The 19,688-nt window shown below is 72.7% G+C and carries 16 protein-coding genes; 7 read left to right on the forward strand and 9 right to left on the reverse strand.

The window, feature by feature from the left end; translation table 11 throughout:
* Positions 1-2: 2 nt before the first annotated feature.
* From AB0B63_RS27270 to AB0B63_RS27285, 4 genes are all read right to left on the reverse strand, one after another.
* Positions 3-1,931, reverse strand: coding sequence for a phage baseplate assembly protein V (locus tag AB0B63_RS27270; RefSeq protein WP_357023722.1), 1,929 nt, complete (start codon positions 1,929-1,931; stop codon positions 3-5).
* A gap of 13 nt (positions 1,932-1,944) precedes the next feature.
* Positions 1,945-3,075, reverse strand: a complete 1,131-nt coding sequence (locus tag AB0B63_RS27275; protein ID WP_357023725.1) for a phage tail protein — start codon at positions 3,073-3,075, stop codon at positions 1,945-1,947.
* The gene (locus AB0B63_RS27280) at positions 3,075-3,560 is read right to left on the reverse strand and encodes a phage tail protein (RefSeq protein WP_088643770.1); all 486 of its coding nucleotides are present in this window, start codon (positions 3,558-3,560) and stop codon (positions 3,075-3,077) included. Before AB0B63_RS27280 ends, AB0B63_RS27275 begins: the two co-directional genes overlap by 1 nt.
* Positions 3,561-3,700: 140 nt before the next feature.
* Positions 3,701-5,098, reverse strand: a complete 1,398-nt coding sequence (locus tag AB0B63_RS27285; protein ID WP_357023728.1) for a DUF4157 domain-containing protein — start codon at positions 5,096-5,098, stop codon at positions 3,701-3,703.
* 378 nt (positions 5,099-5,476) lie between these two features.
* Here AB0B63_RS27285 and AB0B63_RS27290 point away from each other — a divergent pair, with 378 nt between their 5' ends.
* A complete protein-coding gene (locus AB0B63_RS27290) occupies positions 5,477-5,815 on the forward strand; it encodes a hypothetical protein (RefSeq protein ID WP_357023733.1) in 339 nt (112 codons plus the stop codon).
* 1,188 nt (positions 5,816-7,003) lie between these two features.
* On the opposite strand, the gene AB0B63_RS27295 is transcribed toward AB0B63_RS27290, so the two are convergent.
* From AB0B63_RS27295 to AB0B63_RS27305, 3 genes are read right to left on the reverse strand one after another with little or no spacing between them, the layout of a single operon-like run.
* Positions 7,004-7,420, reverse strand: a complete 417-nt coding sequence (locus AB0B63_RS27295; protein WP_208565745.1) for a hypothetical protein — start codon at positions 7,418-7,420, stop codon at positions 7,004-7,006.
* Positions 7,407-7,889 (reverse strand): phage tail protein, encoded by a 483-nt coding sequence (locus AB0B63_RS27300; protein ID WP_088643766.1) that lies wholly within the window; start codon positions 7,887-7,889, stop codon positions 7,407-7,409. The genes AB0B63_RS27295 and AB0B63_RS27300 overlap by 14 nt, the downstream gene beginning before the upstream one ends.
* Before the next feature lie 54 nt (positions 7,890-7,943).
* Positions 7,944-9,509 (reverse strand): phage tail sheath subtilisin-like domain-containing protein, encoded by a 1,566-nt coding sequence (locus AB0B63_RS27305; protein WP_208565744.1) that lies wholly within the window; start codon positions 9,507-9,509, stop codon positions 7,944-7,946.
* A gap of 179 nt (positions 9,510-9,688) precedes the next feature.
* On the opposite strand from AB0B63_RS27305, the gene AB0B63_RS27310 reads away from it, so the two are divergent.
* The 4 genes from AB0B63_RS27310 to AB0B63_RS27325 all read left to right on the forward strand — a co-directional run bounded on the left by AB0B63_RS27310 (position 9,689) and on the right by AB0B63_RS27325 (position 13,000).
* Positions 9,689-10,306, forward strand: coding sequence for a Pvc16 family protein (locus tag AB0B63_RS27310; protein WP_357023737.1), 618 nt, complete (start codon positions 9,689-9,691; stop codon positions 10,304-10,306).
* Between the two features lie 186 nt (positions 10,307-10,492).
* On the forward strand, positions 10,493-11,845 hold the full coding sequence (locus tag AB0B63_RS27315) for a hypothetical protein (RefSeq protein ID WP_357023740.1): 1,353 nt from the start codon (positions 10,493-10,495) through the stop codon (positions 11,843-11,845).
* Positions 11,842-12,576, forward strand: a complete 735-nt coding sequence (locus tag AB0B63_RS27320; RefSeq protein ID WP_357023743.1) for a response regulator transcription factor — start codon at positions 11,842-11,844, stop codon at positions 12,574-12,576. Before AB0B63_RS27315 ends, AB0B63_RS27320 begins: the two co-directional genes overlap by 4 nt.
* Positions 12,577-12,607: 31 nt before the next feature.
* Positions 12,608-13,000 (forward strand): PAAR domain-containing protein, encoded by a 393-nt coding sequence (locus tag AB0B63_RS27325; RefSeq protein ID WP_208565740.1) that lies wholly within the window; start codon positions 12,608-12,610, stop codon positions 12,998-13,000.
* A gap of 109 nt (positions 13,001-13,109) precedes the next feature.
* Here the strand turns inward: AB0B63_RS27325 and AB0B63_RS27330 are convergent, their stop codons facing one another.
* Positions 13,110-14,801: a choice-of-anchor D domain-containing protein gene (locus AB0B63_RS27330; RefSeq protein ID WP_357023747.1), complete on the reverse strand. Its 1,692-nt coding sequence runs from the start codon at positions 14,799-14,801 to the stop codon at positions 13,110-13,112.
* A 112-nt stretch (positions 14,802-14,913) separates the two neighbouring features.
* Positions 14,914-16,161 (reverse strand): hypothetical protein, encoded by a 1,248-nt coding sequence (locus tag AB0B63_RS27335; protein WP_208565738.1) that lies wholly within the window; start codon positions 16,159-16,161, stop codon positions 14,914-14,916.
* 564 nt (positions 16,162-16,725) lie between these two features.
* On the opposite strand from AB0B63_RS27335, the gene amrS reads away from it, so the two are divergent.
* Positions 16,726-18,180, forward strand: coding sequence for an AmmeMemoRadiSam system radical SAM enzyme (amrS, locus tag AB0B63_RS27340; RefSeq protein ID WP_208565737.1), 1,455 nt, complete (start codon positions 16,726-16,728; stop codon positions 18,178-18,180).
* Positions 18,173-19,678 carry a radical SAM protein gene (locus AB0B63_RS27345; RefSeq protein WP_357023751.1) on the forward strand — a complete coding sequence of 502 codons (1,506 nt, stop codon included), beginning with the start codon at positions 18,173-18,175 and terminating at the stop codon, positions 19,676-19,678. Before amrS ends, AB0B63_RS27345 begins: the two co-directional genes overlap by 8 nt.
* Positions 19,679-19,688 lie beyond the last annotated feature (10 nt).

Raw genomic sequence — 19,688 nt, forward strand, 5'->3', positions numbered from 1 at the left:
CCTCAGTTGAGCTGGATGGGTTTGCCCTTGATGGCGGTCGACGCGGTGCCGCTGATGTTGACCTGCGTACCGCTGATGTCGACCGTCTTGCCCTTGAGCTTCAGGCTGGTGCCGCCGTCGAGGGTGAGGCTGCCGCCCGGCCCCGCCTTGATCTCCACGGCGGTCTGCCCGGTGCACTCGATGACCAGCTTGCCGGGTTTGTCGGGGGCGCAGCGCAGGGTCACCGTGCCGGCCACCTGGTCCATCGCCAGCGACAGCTTGTCGCCCTTGGTGCCGAGCACCACGTCGGCGGCGGTCGGCTGACCCTTGCCGCCGGGCGGCACCTCGTCGTGGAAGACCAACCGGCTGCCGGCGGGTGACAGCAGGCCGCGCCGGATCACCGAACTGGTCTGCCCCACCGACTTCACCCCGGTCGCCCCGGGCTTCGTCGACGACGACTGGCCGCCGTCGAGGCCGTACCCGGTGTGCCGGCTGGGCAGGCTGCCGAGCACGTACGGGCGGCGTACGTCGCCGAACTCGAACGCGACGAGCACCTGGTCACCCGGCTCCGGCACGAAGAACGCGCCCCCGGCCGGGCCGGCGAAGAGCTGCCCCACCGGCGCCCAGTCGGTCTCGTGGTCCGGCGACAGCCACGGCAGCGCCAGGGTGACCCGGCCCAGGTTCTGCGGGTCCTTGACGTTGCTGACCACCCCGCAGACCACCCCGTCGATCCGGGCCGGATCACCGCCGACGCCGGTCCCGCCGACGTTCGTCAGCCCGAGCAGCGAACGGTCCTCGGCACCGCCGACGGTGAACTCGGTGCGGTAGCCCTCCCCGGTCTCGTCGAAGACGTGCCGGGCGGCGCTGAGCGTCCAGGTGCCGGCGAAGGGTGCGGGCACCCCGTCGACCTTGACGGCCTTGCCGGCGACCAACCGGGCGTCGCCCAGCGCCTCCCCCTCCGCCTCGGCGAACCCGCCACCGACGCTGGCGGCGAGCCCCTTCGCGACCTGGGTGACCGCGCCGTCGGCCCGACCGGGCACGGGCAGCCCCCGGCCGACCAGGACGTGCGCGCGGGGTCCGGGGGCCGGCCCGACGTCACCGACCGCGCTGTTGCCGGCCCGTGGCGGTGCCGCCGCGCCCCGGGGGACGAAGGTGTCGGCGGCGGCGGTCGGCGTCCGGCCGGCCAGGCTCACCCCGTCGGCGGTCGTCGCGGTACGGCTCGCCACCACCGTCGCGGCGACCGGGTCCCAGGCGCGCACCTCGACCTCGGGGGCGAGGTTGCCGGCGCTGACCCGGGGCAGGAAGCGGCGCAGGTTGCCCCGGAAGGTCAACGGCACCGGGCTGCCGGCCCGGCGGGCGGTGGCCGCCCGGCGGAAGTGGAACCGGTCCCCGTCCGCGCCGATCTCGTAGCCGATCTCCCGGGCGCGGGCGCTGAGGAACTCCCAGTCGGTCTGGGCGACCTGGGAGAGGTGGGCCAACCGGCCGGTGGTGGCGTCGATCGTGCCGACCGACAGTTTCGCGGCGGTCGCCACCTGCCGGGCGACGTCGGCATCCGACTGGTTGAGGAAGGTACGCGTCCGCCGTACCCGGTGCAGCCGGTGGTCGTGGGTGTAACCGCGTACCACCACGTGGGCGCTGACGTCCACGAAGTGCCCCTCCACGGCGGTCACCTCGCCGCTGATCAACCGGTGCTCGGCCGAGCCGTCCCCGGTCGGGCCGAAGACCTGCACGGCGGTGCCCAGCTCCAACCCGGCCGTACGCAGCACACTGCCGTCGAGGTCGGCGAAGGTCAGCTCGAACATGTCCGGCAGGGCGGCCTGGGTGTCCACCACCACCCGTACCAGCTGGTCGGCGGCGGCCGTCGGCAGCGCCCGGCCGGCGGTGCCGACGGTGACCCGGGGGCGCAGGGTCGCCGTACCCCAGAGCAGACCGTGCCGGTCGATCGCGGTCATCGTCTCGCCCCCACTACCGCCGCGCCCCGACGGACGCGCCCCTGGCCTGCGCCCGCATCGGGTCGTCGAGCCCGCTGGCCACGGCCCGCTGCCGCCACTGCGCCGGGTCGGTCCGCACCGACCGGGTCGGCACCGGGCCACCCCGCTTGGGGAAGATCTCCCCTTCGATCACGATCAGGTCCAGGGTGGCCTGCGCCCGCACCGGCTGCCCCTCACCGTCGAACCGGGTCAGGTTGACGTTGAGCGTGCTCAGGTTGACGGCCATCGACAGCTTTCCCCAGGTGAACGTCAACCGGGGCAGCTCGATGCTGGACGCGCTGCGGCTCTGCTCGTCGACGCTCGGCGGGCCGGAGAAGGCGATCAGCTTCTGCACGTCCTGGGCCACCCCGGCACCGACCAGCAGCACCTCGCCGGCCATCACCCGCAACGCGGTGTCGGAGGTCAGCTCCACGCCCCGGCCCCGACCGACGAGCTGACTGGCCCGGGAGGAACGGGTGATGCCCATCTTGGCCGGGTTGTAGGAGAACGTGACCCGGCCGAGCGTCGGCGACGACAGGGTGGCCGTCTCCGCCTTGGCCTGCAGGTCGGGGAAGAACCCCTCGTGCACCAGCTCCAGCCGTTCCACCGCGACCTGGTTGCTGTCCGAGGAGAGGTCCGGGCCGGTCCACGACGACGGCCGTACGCCGTAGAGCAGCCAACTGTTGACCGGTTCGCCGTCGGCGTCGAGCAGGGTGATCCGGGCGGTGGTCCGGGTGTCGTCGCCGGTGCCGTCCTGCCACGAGCGCAGCACCCCGACCAGCCACTGTTGCAGTTGCGCGGAACTCTCCCGGTGCACCGCCCGTTCCAGCACGACCGGGGCGTAGCTGACCTCGCCGGGCAGGTGGTACTGGCCGACGTAGTCCCCGGTCACCCGGACCACCTCGGGCCGGAAGTCGGCCCGCAGCCCCCGGCAGGACCGCCACAGCCCGATCGGGACGTCCCCGATGGTCACCTGGAAACGCATCGCCAGGCCGAGCTTGAGGGTCCGCTTGACCCCCGGCCCGTCGCGGAACATCTGCAGCAGGCCACCGGAGGCGAGCCCCTGCGCGGTCTGGCTCGGGTCGCCCAGCATCCCGCCGAGCTGACCTGCGGAGATGGCGGCCATCAGAGCGAGAACTTCACGTCGTCGTGCAGGAAGCCGGTGTGCGCCAACTCCAGGGTCTCGACCGCCACCCCGCTGTGGCTCGGGTCGAGTTCCGACACCGACCAGCCGACCGGGAAGAAGTGCTTCAGGTCCCAGCCGACGATCTTCAGGCCGACGCTGTCGACGAGTTGGATCGTGCCGCTGAGCGGGCGGTACCGGTTGGCCTGCTGGCAGAGCCACTCCTGGACGACCTGCGAGTCGAAGCACACCGCCCGGCTGAGCCTGATCCGGCTGTAGGTCGGCTCCCCCACGTACGTGAAGACGTCGTTGCTGTCCCCGGCCCGGTACTCGCACACCTGCCAGGTCACCCCCAGCCCGGAGACCCGGGACCAGGAGCCGAGGTTGTACCGCTCGTCGTCGATGACCACGAGGTACCGGTGGTTGACGCCGGTGACCTCGAAGAAGCCGCCCATCAAGCGGGCCGCGGTGGAAAGACCGCCTGCCATCGTTTCGCCCTCCTCGTCGCCTCGTCCTGGACCTGCGTCCGTGCGGTCGTGCCACCTGCCGTGCCTCGTGCCACCTGCCGTGCCTCGTGCCACCTGCCGTGCGTCCTGCCGCCTGCCGTGCCTCGTGTCACCTGGTGTGCTCAGCGGAACTGGGTCAGCCGCCCGCTGCGCTCCCGGTCGACCAGCAGCTCCTGCCGGAGTCGCCCCCGTAACCGCCCGTACAGGCGGCCGGCCAGTTCCTCCAGGTCGTCGGGGTTCTCCAGGTCGACCGGCCGGCCCGGCGACCGGTCCGGCACCCGGTCGGCCTCCTGGTCCAGGCGGGCGGCAGTGACCCGCCCCCGGTCGGCCACCGTGCGCAGCTCGGCCCGGAGCCGCTCCACCGCGTCGCGTACCTCGGCGATCCGGCCCGCGCTGCGGTCGATCGCGGGCGCTGCGGTCGCGGCGGCCACCTCGGCCCGCAGGGCGTCCGACGGCGGCCCGGCTGGCGGATCGGCGGCCTGGTCCTGCTGCTGGTCGAGTTCGCCCCGCACCAACGCCCGCAGGTCGTCGAGGGTGGCCGGGGTGTCCATCGACGCCCGCTGGAGCGGGTGGGCCGCAGCCGACGGGCCGGTCAGCGCAACCGACGGGCCGGTCAGTGCGGCCGGCGGGCCGGTCAGTGCGGCCGGGGGCACGCCCCCCGCACCGGGCTTCGCCTGCCAGGTCAGCCCACCGCCGGGGGTGATCCCCCAGGTGCCGGCAGCACCCGCAGGTGTCGGCGCGGCACCCGCAGGCGTCGGCGCGGCAGGTGGCAGCGGACCTCCGACGCCCGGCCCGCCGCCGTCGCCGAAGGCGTGCTCGGCGGCGAGCGCACGCGCCTCCAGGTCCCGGCCGACGCCTGTCGACTCGGCCGGTGGTGTCGCACCGAACGCCCGCTGCTGCACCACGTGGGCCAGCTCGTGGGCGAGCAGCGCGCGGGCGGGCGGCGCATCCAGCGGCCCGGCCGAGGCCGGCAACAGGACTTCACCACCCCGGGTCGCGGCCCGCGCCCCAGCCTGCTGCACCACCTCCGTGGCCGCCGCGCCCCGCCACACCGGCACCGCCGCGACGTCCACGCCGTACCGCTGCCGGAAGCCGTCCACCAGGGCGGCCGGCACCTGCTCCGGCAGCTCCGGGTCGCCCACCGCAGTGGGCGGCGGACCCGCGCGGTGCGCCAGCGACCCGGGCCCCTGCCCGGTGCTCGGTGCCGGGCCCGGCCGGTCGGCCGCCACCGTCGGCACGGCCGTGACGACCCCGATGGGGTACGCCGGGACCTGCGCGTCCACGGCTGGTACGACCGTCGGCCGGTCGACCCGCTCGGCCGACGGTGCGGGTGGGTGCGGGACGACCGACGGCACCGTTTCCGCCTGTCCCGGGCCGGCCGGCGGTCCCTGCCCGGCCCCGCCGTGCTCCCGGTCCACACCCGACGGAGGGCCGGCCGGCGTGGACTGCTCCGGACGCCGGGTGAGGAAGAAGGACGACGGCGGGGACACCGGCTCGGGGCGGTGGGTGTCGCGCCCCACCGGTGGGGCGGGCCGATAGTCCCCGGTGTCGTGCGCTGCCGCCGGACCCGGCCGGTCGTCCACGATGTCGGGCCCCGCCGGTCCTGGCCGTCCCTCCGATGCCGGCCGCTCCGCAAGGTCCGTGAGTGGCCGACTCCCGGACGCCGACCAATGGTCAGCGTCCGCGAGTAGCCGACTCCCGGACGCCGGCCGCCCGGCAGGGTCCGCGACCGGCAGGTTCTCGGACCCCGGTCGTCCGGCCGGCTCCGTGCCCCGGGTCGGTGCCGTGGCACCTGCGACCGGCGAGGTCACGCCGTCCGGTGTTCCGCCGGGCGGGTGCGCCAGCGGTGCGGCTTCCGATCCGACCACGGCACCCGCCTCGTCGAGGGTCCCGCCCCGGTGGTCCGCCGGCCCGGTAGCCTGCGCCGGATACTCCGGACGGTCCTGCCCGACGCCCGCCGGCCGGCCCTGCCCGACGCCCGCCGGCCGGCCCTGCCCGACGCCCGGCGGCCGGTCCTGCCCACCGCCCGCCGGCCGGTCCTGCCCGACGTGCGGCGAGCCGTCCCGCCCACGGTCGGCGGGAGCGTCGCGGCCACTGCCGGTGGCATCGTCCGGGCCGACCCGGCCGCCCGGGTCGGGCTGGTCCCGGGTGGCGGACCCGGCTTCCTGGGTGGCGGGCCCGACGGGTCGCCCCGGGGCGGCGGTGGGCGGGGCGGTAGTGCCACCCGAATCGGCTGATCCCTGTTCCGCCGGGGAGGCCGGTTCCTGGCCCGGTCGCGCGGTCGTCGGTCGGGCGGTGCGGCCCCGGCGTCCGGCGAAGGCCACCTCGACCGGGCGCACCTCACCGGCCGACGGCGGGGTCCCCTCCGGGTCGCTCCGACCGTCGTGACCGGGGGCGGTGGTGGCCGCCCCCCGGCCGGTGTCCGGCTGCGCCGGCCGGGCACGCCCGCTGCCGCCCGATGCCCGGGACTCCTCGGCGGCCCGGGTGGCCTCCGCCGCCAGGTAGGCGACCTCGAATCCCGGTGGCGGCCAGACCTGCGCGGTGGGCAGACCGGCGGCGGCGAACTGCGCTGCCGTCCGGGCGGCTGCGGCATCCACGCCGGCCTCGTCGGATCGCCCGGCGGACGTTGGTCCCTGCGGATTCTCCGGCCCAGCCGGCGGACCCGGTGCCGGGAAGGCGCCCTCTCCGCCGGGCCTGCCCGCCGTCCCGCTCGGGCCGTGCCCCACCGTCGAACCCTCGTCTACGGCCGGACCACCGGCCACGTTCCATCCCACGTCCGGCGACGAAAAGCTGTCTCCCGCCGGACCCGGAATCGCCCCCGGCACCACCGCCGGCCCACGGTCGAGGGCCGAACCGTGGCCGGAAGTCACACCACGGCCGGGGGCCGAACCGTGATCGGGAGCCAGACCATGACCGGGGGCCGAACCGTGATCGGGAGCCAGACCACGGTCGAGGGCCGAACCGTGATCGGGAGTCAGAGCACGGTCGAGGGCGGGACCGTGGCTGCCCCACCGGGTCGGAGCGGTCGGCGGGCGGTGGGCCGCACCGGTGTCGTACCGGATCGGGGTCGGGTCGGTGACCGCAGCCGGCCCGACGGACCGCGCGGAGACCACCGGGACCGGGCCGGGAAACGGGCGGCGAGCGGAGGTCGGGGGCCACGACGGGTCGTCCGTGGCGGTCCCCGGTTGCGGGATGGTCACCATCGCCGCGGCGGGTGCCACGGTCAGCAAAGGCAGGCTTGGCAGGACCGGGTACCGGTCGGTGGGCACCGGCGACGCGAGCGGCACCGGCGACGTGACCGGAACAGGTGCCCCGACCGTCCGGCGACGACGTGGCCAGAACGGCTGTCCGGGCCGTAACGACCAGGCCATGCCCACCTCCTTCAGATTCCGGTACGGGTGTGCGGCGTCGGGCTGCCGGGTGGGTCAGGAGTCGCCCGGTCGGCCGCCGGCCAGGTCCACCGCGAAGCGCCCCCCGCAGCTGGGGCAGGCCACTTCGGCCCCGGTGTGCCCCTGCTGGTTGACCCGCCGGTAGAGGTCCTGGAGGAAGGCCAGGTCGGAGGCGAAGAGGTGCTCGATCACGTCGACGTCGACGGCCTGCACCCCGCCGATGCGGGTGACCGTTCGGGCGAGCAGCAGCACGGTGAGGAACGCCGGATTGTGGCGTACCCGGGGATCGCCCTGGGGGGTGATCTCGTCGCGGGCGGTGGCCAGCCGCATGGTGCCCTCGCGGTGCACCCCGCCCCGGTCGTCGACCAGCCCGCGCGGCAGCACGAACGGGTACTCGGTCCGCAGGCCCGCCGCCGGTCCGGCGGCGGGCTCGGCGAGGCTAGATGCGCGCATTGAAGTCGAACAGGTCGTCGCACATCAGCGTGACAGTCTGGTAGACGATGTCGGTGGCTCCGGCCTTGACCCCGCTGACCTCCACCCGCGACGGCCAGGCGTTGGTCATCATGTACGTCAGCCGGGCGTCGCCGTTGAGGTCGTCACCGGGGCCGTAGAGCTTCAACGCGCAGTCCCGGTAGGCGTCGTACATCATGTTGCGCACCTTCTGGTGCCAGAGCCACAGGTCGCCGTTGAGGTCGAGGCCCCGCTTGAGGGTGACCGTCGGCGGCTTGGTCCGACCGAAGTGCCGGGAGAAGATCGGCCCGGTCGTGCCGGCGGCCATGTACTCCGCGTTCTCCACCTCGCTGCTGATCCCGACCAGTTCGGCGAAGTTGATCGCCGACATGCCCGGCACCTCCAGCCGGAAGACGGCGGCACTGATGATCTGGGTGTTCTGCTTCGGGTCCTGGGTGCCCTGACCGGCCATGCTCGGTTCTCCTGGTCTCGTCGTCGCTCAGGTCGGGTGCTCGCCGCGGGCCGGTCAGTCGCCGGAGCCCTGGGAGAGCTGGGAGAGGCGGAACACCACGAACTCGGCCGGCTTGACCGGGGCGATGCCGATGTCGACGGTGAGGATGCCGGCGTCGAGGTTCTCCGGCGGGTTGTTCTCGGCGTCGCACTTGACGAAGAACGCCTCGGACCAGGTGTCGCCCATCAGCGCGCCGCTGCGCCAGACCCGGCGCAGGAACATCGTGATGACCCGGCGTACCGCGTCCCAGAGGCGGGGGTCGTTGGGTTCGAAGACCACCCAGTTGGTGCCGAGCAGGATCGACTTCTCGATCCAGTTGAACAGCCGCCGGACGTTGAGGTAACGCCACTCGGCGTCGCTGGACAGGGTCCGTGCGCCCCAGATCCGGATGCCCTGCCCGGGGAAGGCCCGGATGCAGTTGACCCCGATCGGGTTGAGCTGGTCGTGTTCACCCTTGGTCAGCCCGCTCTCCAGGGCGAGCGCGCCCCGGATGATCTCGTTGGCGGGTGCCTTGTGGACGCCCCGGGTGTCGTCGTTGCGGGCCCACACCCCGGCGACGTGCCCGCTGGGCGGCATGAAGACCGCCCGGCCCTGCGCCGGGTCCATCACCTTGACCCAGGGCCAGTAGAGGGTCGCGTACTTGGAGTCGTAGCCGGCGACGTCCATCCGCCATTCCTTGAGGCGCTGCGGGTGCAGGCCGGGCGGCGGGTCCAGGATGGCCACCCGGTCACCCATCAGCTCGCAGTGCGCGATCATCGCCAACTGGACGGCCTTGAACGCCTCGTCGTCGATGGCCCCCTGCTGGTGGGCGGCGGCCAGGTCGGGCACGCAGAGCATGGTGATGTCCTCGATCGCCTCCAGCCCGGCGAAGCCGGTCCGGTCGCTGACGTCACCGACGTAGTCCTCGGCGCGTACCCGCAGGTCACCGGTGCCGGTCGTGGTGGCCGGCAGCGCGGGCGCGGCGAGGGTGACCTCGGCGCCGCGTCGGGGCGGGGCGAGGGTGGCGCCCTTCGCCTCCTCGATCTGGATCAGCTTGGACTGCTGGCGGACGGCGGTGACGACGTTGCCCGCACCGCGCTTGGTGGTCAGGTTGTCCAGCGTCTCGACCGGCTTGCCGGCCTGCTTGACGACGAGCTTGAACGCGTCGTCGCCGCCCTCGGAGGCGTCGGCGACCTCGACCGAGAGGTCCTGCCCGGCCGGGCCGGGCAGCGCGGCCCGCACGGTGAAGGAGAGCCGCCCGTTGTCGCCGGCCGCCGGTACGGCCGCGGCCGGGTACGACTCACCGGCGGCTTCGGCGGCGGCGGAGTCCGCGCCGGCACCACCACCCACCCGGACCACGTACGCGGAGCCGCCGCCGTTGAGGAAGTAGCCGTAGACCGACAGCGGCAGGAAACTGCCCGCCACGAAGCCCCCGAAGGTGCGGGTGTACTGCGTCCAGTTCGTGATCAGTGTGGGCTCGTCGACCGGCCCCTTCTCGGCGAAGCCGACGAACGCGGCGACGGCCGTCCCGACCGCTTCGATCGGCCTCGACCCGGAGGAAACCTCCTCCACGTAGACGCCCGGCGACAGATACGTCGGCATCGAACCTCCTGTACGACGGTGTGATGGGGCCGAGCTTGCCAACGCCGGCCGGCCGCGAGGGCTGCCCGCCGGACCGCCGCCGGGGTAGGCAGTTCTGCCCCCAAGGGCAACCGATCCGCCCCGACGGCCTGCCCGGCCGCCGGGCGCGGTGCCGTCCGGGCAGCGGGCAGGGTGGGTGGATGATCTGGGATGTCGACCTGTCGGTCCGGGCCTGGCTGGGCCACTACCTGCCGTCGGACGTGCCGGTCGTCTTCGACCCGCCGGACCGGTGTGCGCGGCGCGGCGAGGGTGACCTGGTCTCGGCCTTCCTGCTGGACGTCGAGGAGGACTCGGCGGGCGTCTCGGCGACCTGGGACGAGTTGCGCGACGCCAACGGTCAGCTGGTGGGGCGTCGCCCACCGGGCCGCCGGTACCGGTTCAGCTACCTGTTGACCGCCTGGGCCACCGACACCGAGCGGGAGCACCGGCTGCTGGGTGAACTGCTGGTCGGCTGTGCGAGCTGCACCGCCCTGCCGGCCCGGTTCCTGACCGGTGCGGTGGCCCGGGCGAACCAGCCGGTGGTGGTGCGCTCCGCGCCCCGGCGCGAGGGGGACACCGGTTCCGCCTGGGTGGCGCACGGCGGGACCGCCCGGACCGGGTTGCACCTGCAACTGCTCGTGCCGTTCGTGCCCGAGCCGCAGACCGACCTGGCACCGCCGCCGCGTGAGGTCAGCGTCAACAGTGGCGGTGGCCGCCCCGGCGGTCCGGGTGGCCCGCCGGGCCCCCGGCCCAGGGGTGGGATCAGCGAGCCCCGCTGACGCCCCGCCGTCTTCCCGGTCGCCCGGCCCGCCCTGCCGGTCCCCGGCCACCCGGGCGAGGGCTGTCCCGCCGGGTCGCCGGTTGCCCGATCAGGCTTTCCGTTGCCCGTTCAGGTAGCCACGGCTGCCCCTTGGTGTTCCTCGTTCGTGGTTCTGCCGGCCCATCCGCGCGGCGAGACTGCCCGCATGAGTGTCGCTGTGGGACTTGTCGAGACCGACCTCACCGTCGCCGCGGGCGGCACGGTCGGCTGCACCGTCCGGGTGCGTAGCACCGCCGCCGTCGTCGACCGGTTCACCCTGGACGTGGTCGGCGACGCCGCACCGTGGGCCGAGGTCGAGCCGGCGACGATGAACCTGCTGCCCGGCACCGAGCAGGAGGCCCGGGTGACGTTCACACCGCCGCGTGCGGCGACCGTGCCGGCCGGCAGCGTCGCCTTCGGGGTACGGGTCCGGGGGCGGGAGAATCCCGAGGGTTCGGTGGTCGAGGAGGGCACCGTCACCGTGCAGCCCTTCGTGGAGCTGGCGGCGGAGCTGGTGCCCCGCACCTCCCAGGCGCGTCGCGCCGCCCGGCACCAGCTGGTGATCGACAACACCGGCAACGTCGAGACCACGGTCGAGGTGCTGCCGGCCGATCCGGACCGCCTGCTGACCTTCCGGGTGCTGCCGGTCGCGCCGGTGCTGCGTCCGGGCACGGCCACGTTCGTGAAGCTGCGGGTACGTCCCCGGAAGCGGTTCCTGCTGGGCCCGGACCGCAACCTGCCGTTCCAGGTGGCGGTGACCCGTCCCGACGCCGAGCCGATCACCAGCGACGGACTGCTGGTGCAGCGGTCCGTCCTGCCGGCCTGGTCGCCCCGGGTGGTGCTGGTGGCCGCCGCGGTGGCGGTCGCCCTGGTCGGGCTCTGGTTCGCGGTGCTCAAACCCACCGTGCAGTCCACCGCGAAGGAGGCCGCCAAGGTGGAGACCAAGGAGTTGTCCCAGGAGGTGGCCGAGGTGAAGACCCAGGCCAGCGAGGCGGCGGAGACCGCCGAGAAGGCCGAGAAGGTGGCCATCGTCGCGGCCGGCGCCAGCCCGAAACCGAGCGCGGCCCCGAGCCCGACGACCGAGACCGGGAAGGGCAACGGCAACGGGCCGGGTGCCCAGGGCGGGACGCTGGACAACGCCGACCCGGAGACCGCCGCCGACTTCCGGGTGGCGACCAGCGCGTCGCCGACCACCGCCAACGAGTTCACCCTCTCCACCTACCGGCCGGCCGACAAGAAGGTGCTCTGGGTGACCGACATCGTGTTGCAGAATCCGCACGGCGACGCCGGGCTGCTCCAGGTGCGGCGGGGCGACACCGTGCTGCTGGAGACCGGCCTGAACAACTTCCGCGACCTGGACTACCACTTCGTCCAGCCGTTGCGGTTCTCCGCCGGTCAGCCGGTGACCGTCGCGGTGAAGTGCGCGAACCCGGGCACCACGGCGTGCACCCCGGCCGCGTACTTCGCCGGACAGCTCGTGCCGGTCGCGCCCACCCCGAGCCCCTCCCCCAGCCGATGAGCGACCCGCACCCCACCGTCGGGCAGGTCCCCGGTCCGGACACCACCGATCCGGCCGCCAGCGCCCACCGGGCGGGCACCGTCCCGGGCCCGGCACCGATCCGTACGGCGGTCCGTTCCCGCGACCCGATCTCCCAGGCCGGTGTCATGGCCCAGCTCGGCACTGCGGCGACCGACGACCCGGTCGGCGCGCGACCGGTGGTGCTGGCCGAACCCGACGACACCCCGGACATCCTGGTGATCGTCGCCGACACGGTGGACGGGTGGCTGCTGGCCCAGCTCGACGCGTTGACCGGCCGGCCGGCTCCCCGACCGGTGCTGGTGGTCGGGCAGCTCGACGACACCGCCGGGTTGCAGGCGATCGAGGCGGGTGGTCTCAGTCTGGTACGCCGTTCGGAGAGCACCGCCACCCTGCTGCGCGACGTGGTCCGGGCTGCCGCCCGGGGCGAGGCGCGGCTCCCCACCGACCTGCTCAGCTCGCTGCTGACCCGGGTCGGTCGGGCCCAGCGGCAGGTGCTCGCCCCCCGGGGGCTGACCATCCTGCCGCTGTCACCGCGCCAGCTCGCGGTGCTCCGGATGATCGCCGCCGGGGCGGACATCGCGACGATCGCCCGGGAGCTGTCCTACTCGGAACGCAGCATCAAGAACATCGTGCACGAGATCACCACCCAGCTCGGTGTCCGCAACCGCACCCAGGCGGTCGCGCACGCCATCCGCGAGGGGCTGATCTGACCGGTTCCGCTGCCCAAGGGAGGGTTCCATCGTGGGCGTACCTGCCGCGAAGCTCGGTGACAAGGTGGTCGGCACCGACACGCACATCATCATGGTGCCCTCGCCGACCGGGCCGGTGCCGACACCCACCCCGATGCCCTTCGCCGGGACCATCGCCAACGGGTGCAGCACCGACGTGCTGATCGAGGGCAAGCCGGCCGCCGTGGTCGGCAGCGTCGCGGTGAACTCCCCGCCGCACCTGCCGACCGGGGGGCCGTTCCAGACGCCACCGAACAACCAGGGCACGATCATCGCCGGCAGCGCCCTGGTGCTGATCAACGGTAAGCCGGCGGCCCGGCACGGCGACAAGGTCAACACCTGCAACGACCCCGCTCCCCTGCCGGCCGGCAGCATCATCGCCACCGGTCAGGTGCTGGTCGGCTGACCGGGGTACGGGCCCTCGGCGATCCCGCCGGGGGTGGCTCGGCGGTGGCCCGGGTCCCGGGGCGCACCGGCCGTGGCCCGGGACCGGTGCGCCCCGACGGGTGGGCCGGTCAGCGACGGCGGGTGAAGGGGCCCGGCTGGGCGGTCGCCGACTGCACCAGGAACGTACCGCTGGTCACCTGGCCGACCGCCGGCACCGAGGCGAGCGCGGCCCGGGGACCGGCGATCCCCTCCTCGAAGACCACCATCGGCACCGCGAACCGGCCGGACGCGTCGGCGACCACCGGCACCGCGCCGGTGCCGTCGACCCAGGTGACCAGCACCTCGGCCCCCGCCGGAAAGCCCTGGCCGAGCGCGGTGACCACCTGGCCGGGACGACCGACGCCGGGGTTGAACTGCAACGTCGGGCTGCGACCCGAGACGCTCAGCGCCAGCGACTGGGCGGCGACCCCGCCGGTGTCGGTGGCGCTGGCGAGGCTGAGCACCGACGTCGCGGCCCCGATCGCCCGGGGGGTGGCGGTGAGGGCCACCGTGCAGGACCGGGCGACGGCCAGGGTTCCGCCGCAGGTCGAGGCGGTGACCGCGAACACCGCCGGGGACGGCTGTTCGGCGAGGGCGGCGGCCACGGTCAGCGGGTAGTCGCCGCTGTTGGTGAGGGTCACCGTCCGGGTCGCCGAGGGCACGCCGAGGGGGGCCTCCCCGAGGTCGAGCGCGGCGGCGTCGGAGTGCAGCACCGGTACGTCCGGCGCCGCCCCGCTGACGTTCACCACCAGGCGTTCCGGTTCGCCCTGCACGATGCCGTCCACGGAGACTTCCAGGTGGCAGGCGTACTCCCCGTTGCGGGCGGCGGCATCGACCGCGACGGAGACGGTGAGGTCGACGGTGCCGCCACTGTCGACGGTCTGCTCGGCCGGGGTGACCGAGGCCGAGAGCTGCGGGTCGCAGTCGGTGGTCCGGGCGCTGACGGTGGCCTGGATGGCGCGGATGCCGGCCAGGATGGCGTTGGAGACCTCGGCCGGGCCGGCGGCGTCGAGCAGCACGCCCCCGGTCTGCCGGGTGATCTCGGTGAACTGTCCGGACTCGTCGAGGGAGTAGCTGCCCGGGTTGCCGACGTCCACGGCCACCACCCGCACGCCCCGGGTGGTCAACGCCTGGATCGTCCCGGCGAGGTCGTGGCCGACGCTCGGGTCGTGCGACGGCGCGTCCCCGAAGATCACCACGATCGGGCTGCTCTCGGTCCGCAGGCCGACCGCTCCGGTGGCGACGGCGTACAGGGCGTTCAGGCCGGCCTCCGGGCCGTCGCCGCCGCCGGCGGCGGTCCAGACGTTCACCGCGTCCTGCACCTCGGACGGCACGGCGGTCAGGTCCCGGTTGAGCCGGAAGACGAACTCGTCGCCCTCGTCCCGGAACTCGGCGACCGCGAAGCGGGCGTCGGGTTGGACGGCGCTGATGTCGCCGATGATCCGTTTCGCGTTGACCCGGACGTCGTTCAGCGCCGCCTGCATGCTGCCGGTCGTGTCGGCGAGCAGCACCACGTCGGGGCGGGGCGGGATGGTCGCGGTGGTCACCGTGCGGGTGACCACCGCCGAGCCACCGGGGGTCAGCCCGAGGGTCGTCCCGGCCGGCTCGCCGACCAGCGGGGCGGCGCCGTCGCTCACGCTGATCCGCAGCGCCGGGCCACCGGCCGGTCGCGGTGCCGCGAAGAACTCGGCGTACGCCGCCGGCGGCGCCCCGGCCACCAGGAGTGCCACCACAGCGAGCGCCGACGTGGCGCGCAGGGACCGGGACGCTGATGCAGCCATGGGGGCCAGTGAACGCGGCCCGCCCGGGTCGGCCGCAACCCCACGGGAAGCCCTCCGGGCAGTCCCGCCTGCCCCTTCGGGCACCATCCCACCACCGCCGGCGGTCGTCACCCTACTGCGGCCGGGCCGACAGCACCCGGACGTCGAGCCCACCGGAGCAGCGCCGGACCACCGCCGCCACGCTCTGCTCGTGGCTGGTCCGCACCGGGTCGACAGTGAAGTACGCCTTGCGGCCCCGGCCGTGGCGTACCACGTAGCTCTCGGCCGTGCCACCGGCCCACGGGTCCCCGAACGTCTTGAGCACGTTGTAGATCGGGGTGTCCATGTCGCTCTCGTCGGTGTAGAACATCACCAGGTCCTTGAACTGCACGTAGTGCGCGTACGCCCCCTCGTCGGTGAGGGTGGCGATGATCCCGGTGTTGTGCGCGTTCAGCGCCGAGTCGATCGTGACCGTGATGAAGACGTACTGCGGGAAGACGTGGATGGTCATCCGGTCGTCCCGGTACATCCGGGGCATCCGCTCCATCGCCGAGCCGATCATGGTGGCGAGTTCGTCCACGTCCACCCCCCACAGGCCGACGAGGGCCTGCGTCTGCGCCCAGGAGTAGAGGCCGGCCAGGTTGGAGTTGGCCTCCGGGTTCAGGGTGAAGGCCACCCCGATCTTGAACTCGCCGTGCTGCCACTGCGGCGCGTCCTCCCCCTGCACCAGCGGCTCCGCGAACCGGACCGACTTCTCCGGGCCGGGGGCCACCACCAGGTCGTCGTCGGACGCGATGTGCCCGAACGCCCGGTCGTACCCGGAGTAGTCGTAGCTGGCCTCCTCCTCGTCCTCGCTCTCCTGCTCGCTCTCCTCCTCCTTGCCCCTGTCCCCGTAGCCGTGTGCCTCCGCCGCGAGGGTCTGGCAGGAGGTGACGAAGGCGGGCATCACCTCCGGGACGGACAGCGCCATGACGGCGGCCTGCTGCACCTCCTCCCGCCAGAGCGCGAAGAGCTGGGCGTCGTCGCGCAACTGCTCGGCCAGGGCGGCGAAGTCGTCGTCGTCGCGGAGTTCGACCGGCACGTCCGGGTTGCGGCGGGCGGTCTCCGTCAGTGCCGTGGTCATCGCCCAGTCGTCCCACGGCCGGGGAAGCTGGCGCTCGAACGTGTCCAGCGTCGCCTGCACGTCATCGCCGTGCCGGTAGGTGACCAGCAGGTACTCCAGGCTGCGGATCAGGTCGTGGCGGTCCGGATGCATCTGCGCGATCCACCGGCCGAACATCCGGGTGCCGTAGTCGCCGTCGAGGACGGTGGCGAACTCGACGGACTCGAAGTAGTCCGGGCTCTGCGTGGCATCGTCCCAGTAGTTCTCGCGCCAGGTCATGACCGCTCTTTTCACGTCGGCGACAGTCAACCCGGCCACCCTGCCCCGGGCACCCGCCCGCGGGGTACGCGACCGCCGGCCGCCTTAGGGGCAGTTCCTCCTGCCCCTGCGGGCACGCGGGCCAACGGATGACCCCGACGCCGCCGCCGGGACGCGGCAGCGGCGGCCGGACGCGCGGCACCGCGGCCACGAAGTGGACGGCGGCGGCGGTCGTCACCCGTCCCACGCCGAGAGCCGGAAGATCAGTTATCCGTTGCCCCAAGAACAACTCCACCGACGCAACGGATAACTGATCTTCCGCTGCGCATCAGGCACGCCCCATCTCTTCCGGCCAAGACCACTTCACGTCACCGTCCTATGCCGAAAGTATTGACGCCAACACATGTCAAGACATACCGTTCGTTCGGGGGTCGTCACCGTAAGCGATACAATGATCACAGATCTTGGCGCGCGACAGCCTGACACCTTCCCGGCACGGGTCACCCCGCCCGCGCCCTCGGCACCTGCGCACATTCACCGCAGTTCACGCTGAATTCCCGCCATCCCGCCACGGAAGGACGCACCGTGCCAAAGGATCAGCAACAATGGAGCTGGCAGCAGGACACCCATCCCGCCGTTCTCTACAGTTCCCGCCCGGACGGAACGGTCCAGTGCCACCTCTCCCCCCGAAACTGCGTCATCCGCCCAGGAGCGGTCGGGTTCTGCCGGGTACGCGCCAACCGCGGCGGTGAACTGGTGACGCTCAACTACGGCAAGTCGGTCGCCATGACCGAGGAGACGATCGAAACCGAGGCCGTCTACCACTACGCCCCCGGCGCCCGCATCCTTTCGATGGGAAACATCGGCTGCATGATGAACTGCGACTACTGCCACAACTGGCAGACCTCGCAGGCGCGGTTCGTAGAGGACCAGTCGGTGCATTACTACACCCCGGAACAGGTCGTGCAGAGCGCCCTCGAAAGAGGGATCCAGGTCATCTCCTGGACCTACAACGACCCGGTCGTCTGGCACGAATTCGTCCTGGACACCGCCCGGCTCGCCCGCGAGCACGGCCTGGTCAACCTTTTCAAGTCGGCGTTCTACATCTCACTCGAAGGGGCCAAGGAACTCTGCGAGGTCATCGACATCTTCAGCATCTCGCTCAAGTCGATGGACCCCACGTTCTACAAGCGGGTGACCAAGGGCCAGCTGCAGCCCGTCCTGGACGCCACGGCCTACGTGTTCGACCGGGGCAAGCACGTCGAGGTTTCCAGCCTGCTGGTCACCGACGCCAACGACACCGAGGGCGACGCGCGGAAACTGTCCCGCTGGGTGCTCGACCGGCTCGGCCCCGACGTGCCCGTGCACTTCGTCCGCTTCCACCCCGACTACAAGTACACCCACGTCGACCGGACCCCGGTCGAGCGGCTGGAACGGGCCCGGGAGATCGCGCTGGAGGAGGGGGTCCGCTACTGCTACCTCGGCAACGTCTACGACAACGAGGCGACGAACTCCTACTGCCCGCACTGCGGTCTGCTGGTGGTCGAGCGGTACGGGCTGATCGCGTCCCCCGTCGGGCTCACCGGGGAGGCCCACTGCCAGGGGTGCGCCAAGCCCCTGCCGTTCCGGCTGCTGGCGGCACCGGACAACACCGCGCTCGACATTCTCGACGTCGACGCCGCCGACCTGCACCACATCGAGCACGAGTGGCGCGGCGACGTCAAGGCCGTACACGTGGAGTTGTCCAGTGAGGCGTCCGCGGCGCACGAGGTGACCGTCCGCGTGCTGGGCGGGGCCTCCCACGGCCGCGAGGTCAAGCGGGTGCCCATCCTGCCGGGTTCCCAGTACCGCTTCATCGCGTGCAAGTCCGCCTCGGACGACCGCGGCGTCAGCGTGCAGCTGCCCCCCGGCGTCCACGCCAACCTCTACGAGGTGTACGACCGGGCGCACTTCCCCATCAGCACGGTCCTGGAGATCCAACACTCCAGCGACGCCGTCCCCGAGGCCGCGATCCGACTCCAGGAGACCCGCCGTGCGTAGCGGCACCGACTATTTCGTCGTGCACCTCGACGAGCAGGAGTCCGCGGTGCTGGTCACCGGCAACCACCGCATCGCCCGAATGCCACGGGAGGTGGGTGAGCGCCTGGAACAGGGGATCGAGCACCTGCGTGCCGAGGAACACTCCGCCTGGGAGGCTTTCACGCTGACCCCGGACGCCGACAGCAACGCCGAGACGCTGCGCGCCAGCTCGCTGGCCGACGGTGCGGACTTCGCGGTCAACGTGAACCTGACGAACATCTGCAACCTGGCCTGCACGTACTGCTTCGCCGAGGGCGGCGACTACGGCCGGATGAAGGAAGCCATGGGCGAACACTCCGTGGCGTGGATCTTCCGCTTCATCGACGAGAACGTGGCACCCGGCCAGCGGGTGCGCTTCGAGTTCTTCGGCGGCGAGCCGCTGGCCAACTTCGCCCTGATCAGCAAGATCTGCGAGCGGGCCGAGCGGGTGGCCGACGAGCGGGGGGTGACGTTCGTCCACCGCATCTCCACCAACCTCACGCTGATGCCCACCGGCGTCATCGACCTGTTCCGCCGGCACCGGTTCATCGTCTCCGTCTCCCTCGACGGGCCCCGGGAGGTGCAGGACCGCAACCGTCCGTCCAAGAACGGCAGCGGCTCGTACGACCGGATCATGCGCAACCTGTGGACGCTACGCAGGGAAGCGGGCGACAACGTCATCCTCGTGGCCCGGATGACCATCGCGACGGAGACGCCGACCCTGCTCGACAGCGTGCGCGAGCTGTGGGAACTCAACCTGTTCGACTTCTTCCAGATCTACCCCGGCGTCTATCCGATCGACCAGCAGGGGCGCAGCGTCGCCCTCACCCTGACCCTGGGCGACAAGGTGCTCAGCAGTCCACGCCAGGTCACCTACGTCAACCACTTCCTGCGGCCCGGCATGATCGAGCAGTTCCGCGACTTCCTGCACGCCTACCCGTCGTTCTTCACGCCCGACAACCGCTTCGCCGGGGTGCTCGAGTACGAACGCACCGCCCAGATGATGATCGAGGGTCTCACCGCGTTGTCGTTCTGTTCCGGCGGGCGGACCTACTACACCCATTCGCCGGACGGCACCATCAGTCCCTGCCACCGTCTCGTCGGCGACGAGGCGTTCGACGTGGGGACCGGCGAGGACGGGCTCACCGTGCCGCACCCGGAATGGCGTCGCACCGTCGACGAGCATCCCGTCTGCGGCCAGTGCTGGGCGCGCTACCTGTGTGGTGGCGGCTGCCGCCAGGAGAACTTCGTCGCGAGCGGGGACCTCAACGTGCTCAACGAGGAGTCCTGCCGGTACCAGCTGATGCTCGCCGAGGAGATGGTCCGGCTGGTGGGCCGGTCCGGCTCGGACTACCGGGACCGGCGGCGCGAGGTCTTCGACGACCTTTTCGTGTCGTGCGGCAGGCCGGTGGTCCCGAACGGTCGGGTCAGCAATGCGCTGCCCGACGTAGCCACGCAACCGTTCACGCCGATTTACTGAGCGAAGCGGA

It is taken from the genome of Micromonospora sp. NPDC049081 (genome assembly GCF_040648835.1).
Lineage (GTDB): Bacteria > Actinomycetota > Actinomycetes > Mycobacteriales > Micromonosporaceae > Micromonospora > Micromonospora antibiotica.

Coding starts and splice junctions, on each gene's coding strand:
- AB0B63_RS27305 (WP_208565744.1), bottom strand. CDS start 9,509: ATGCCGACGTATCTGTCGCCGGGCGTCTACGTGGAGGAGGTTTCCTCC.
- AB0B63_RS27320 (WP_357023743.1), top strand. CDS start 11,842: ATGAGCGACCCGCACCCCACCGTCGGGCAGGTCCCCGGTCCGGACACC.
- AB0B63_RS27270 (WP_357023722.1), bottom strand. CDS start 1,931: ATGACCGCGATCGACCGGCACGGTCTGCTCTGGGGTACGGCGACCCTG.
- AB0B63_RS27280 (WP_088643770.1), bottom strand. CDS start 3,560: ATGGCAGGCGGTCTTTCCACCGCGGCCCGCTTGATGGGCGGCTTCTTC.
- AB0B63_RS27335 (WP_208565738.1), bottom strand. CDS start 16,161: ATGACCTGGCGCGAGAACTACTGGGACGATGCCACGCAGAGCCCGGAC.
- AB0B63_RS27330 (WP_357023747.1), bottom strand. CDS start 14,801: ATGGCTGCATCAGCGTCCCGGTCCCTGCGCGCCACGTCGGCGCTCGCT.
- AB0B63_RS27315 (WP_357023740.1), top strand. CDS start 10,493: ATGAGTGTCGCTGTGGGACTTGTCGAGACCGACCTCACCGTCGCCGCG.
- AB0B63_RS27310 (WP_357023737.1), top strand. CDS start 9,689: ATGATCTGGGATGTCGACCTGTCGGTCCGGGCCTGGCTGGGCCACTAC.
- AB0B63_RS27275 (WP_357023725.1), bottom strand. CDS start 3,075: ATGGCCGCCATCTCCGCAGGTCAGCTCGGCGGGATGCTGGGCGACCCG.
- AB0B63_RS27300 (WP_088643766.1), bottom strand. CDS start 7,889: ATGGCCGGTCAGGGCACCCAGGACCCGAAGCAGAACACCCAGATCATC.
- AB0B63_RS27295 (WP_208565745.1), bottom strand. CDS start 7,420: ATGCGCGCATCTAGCCTCGCCGAGCCCGCCGCCGGACCGGCGGCGGGC.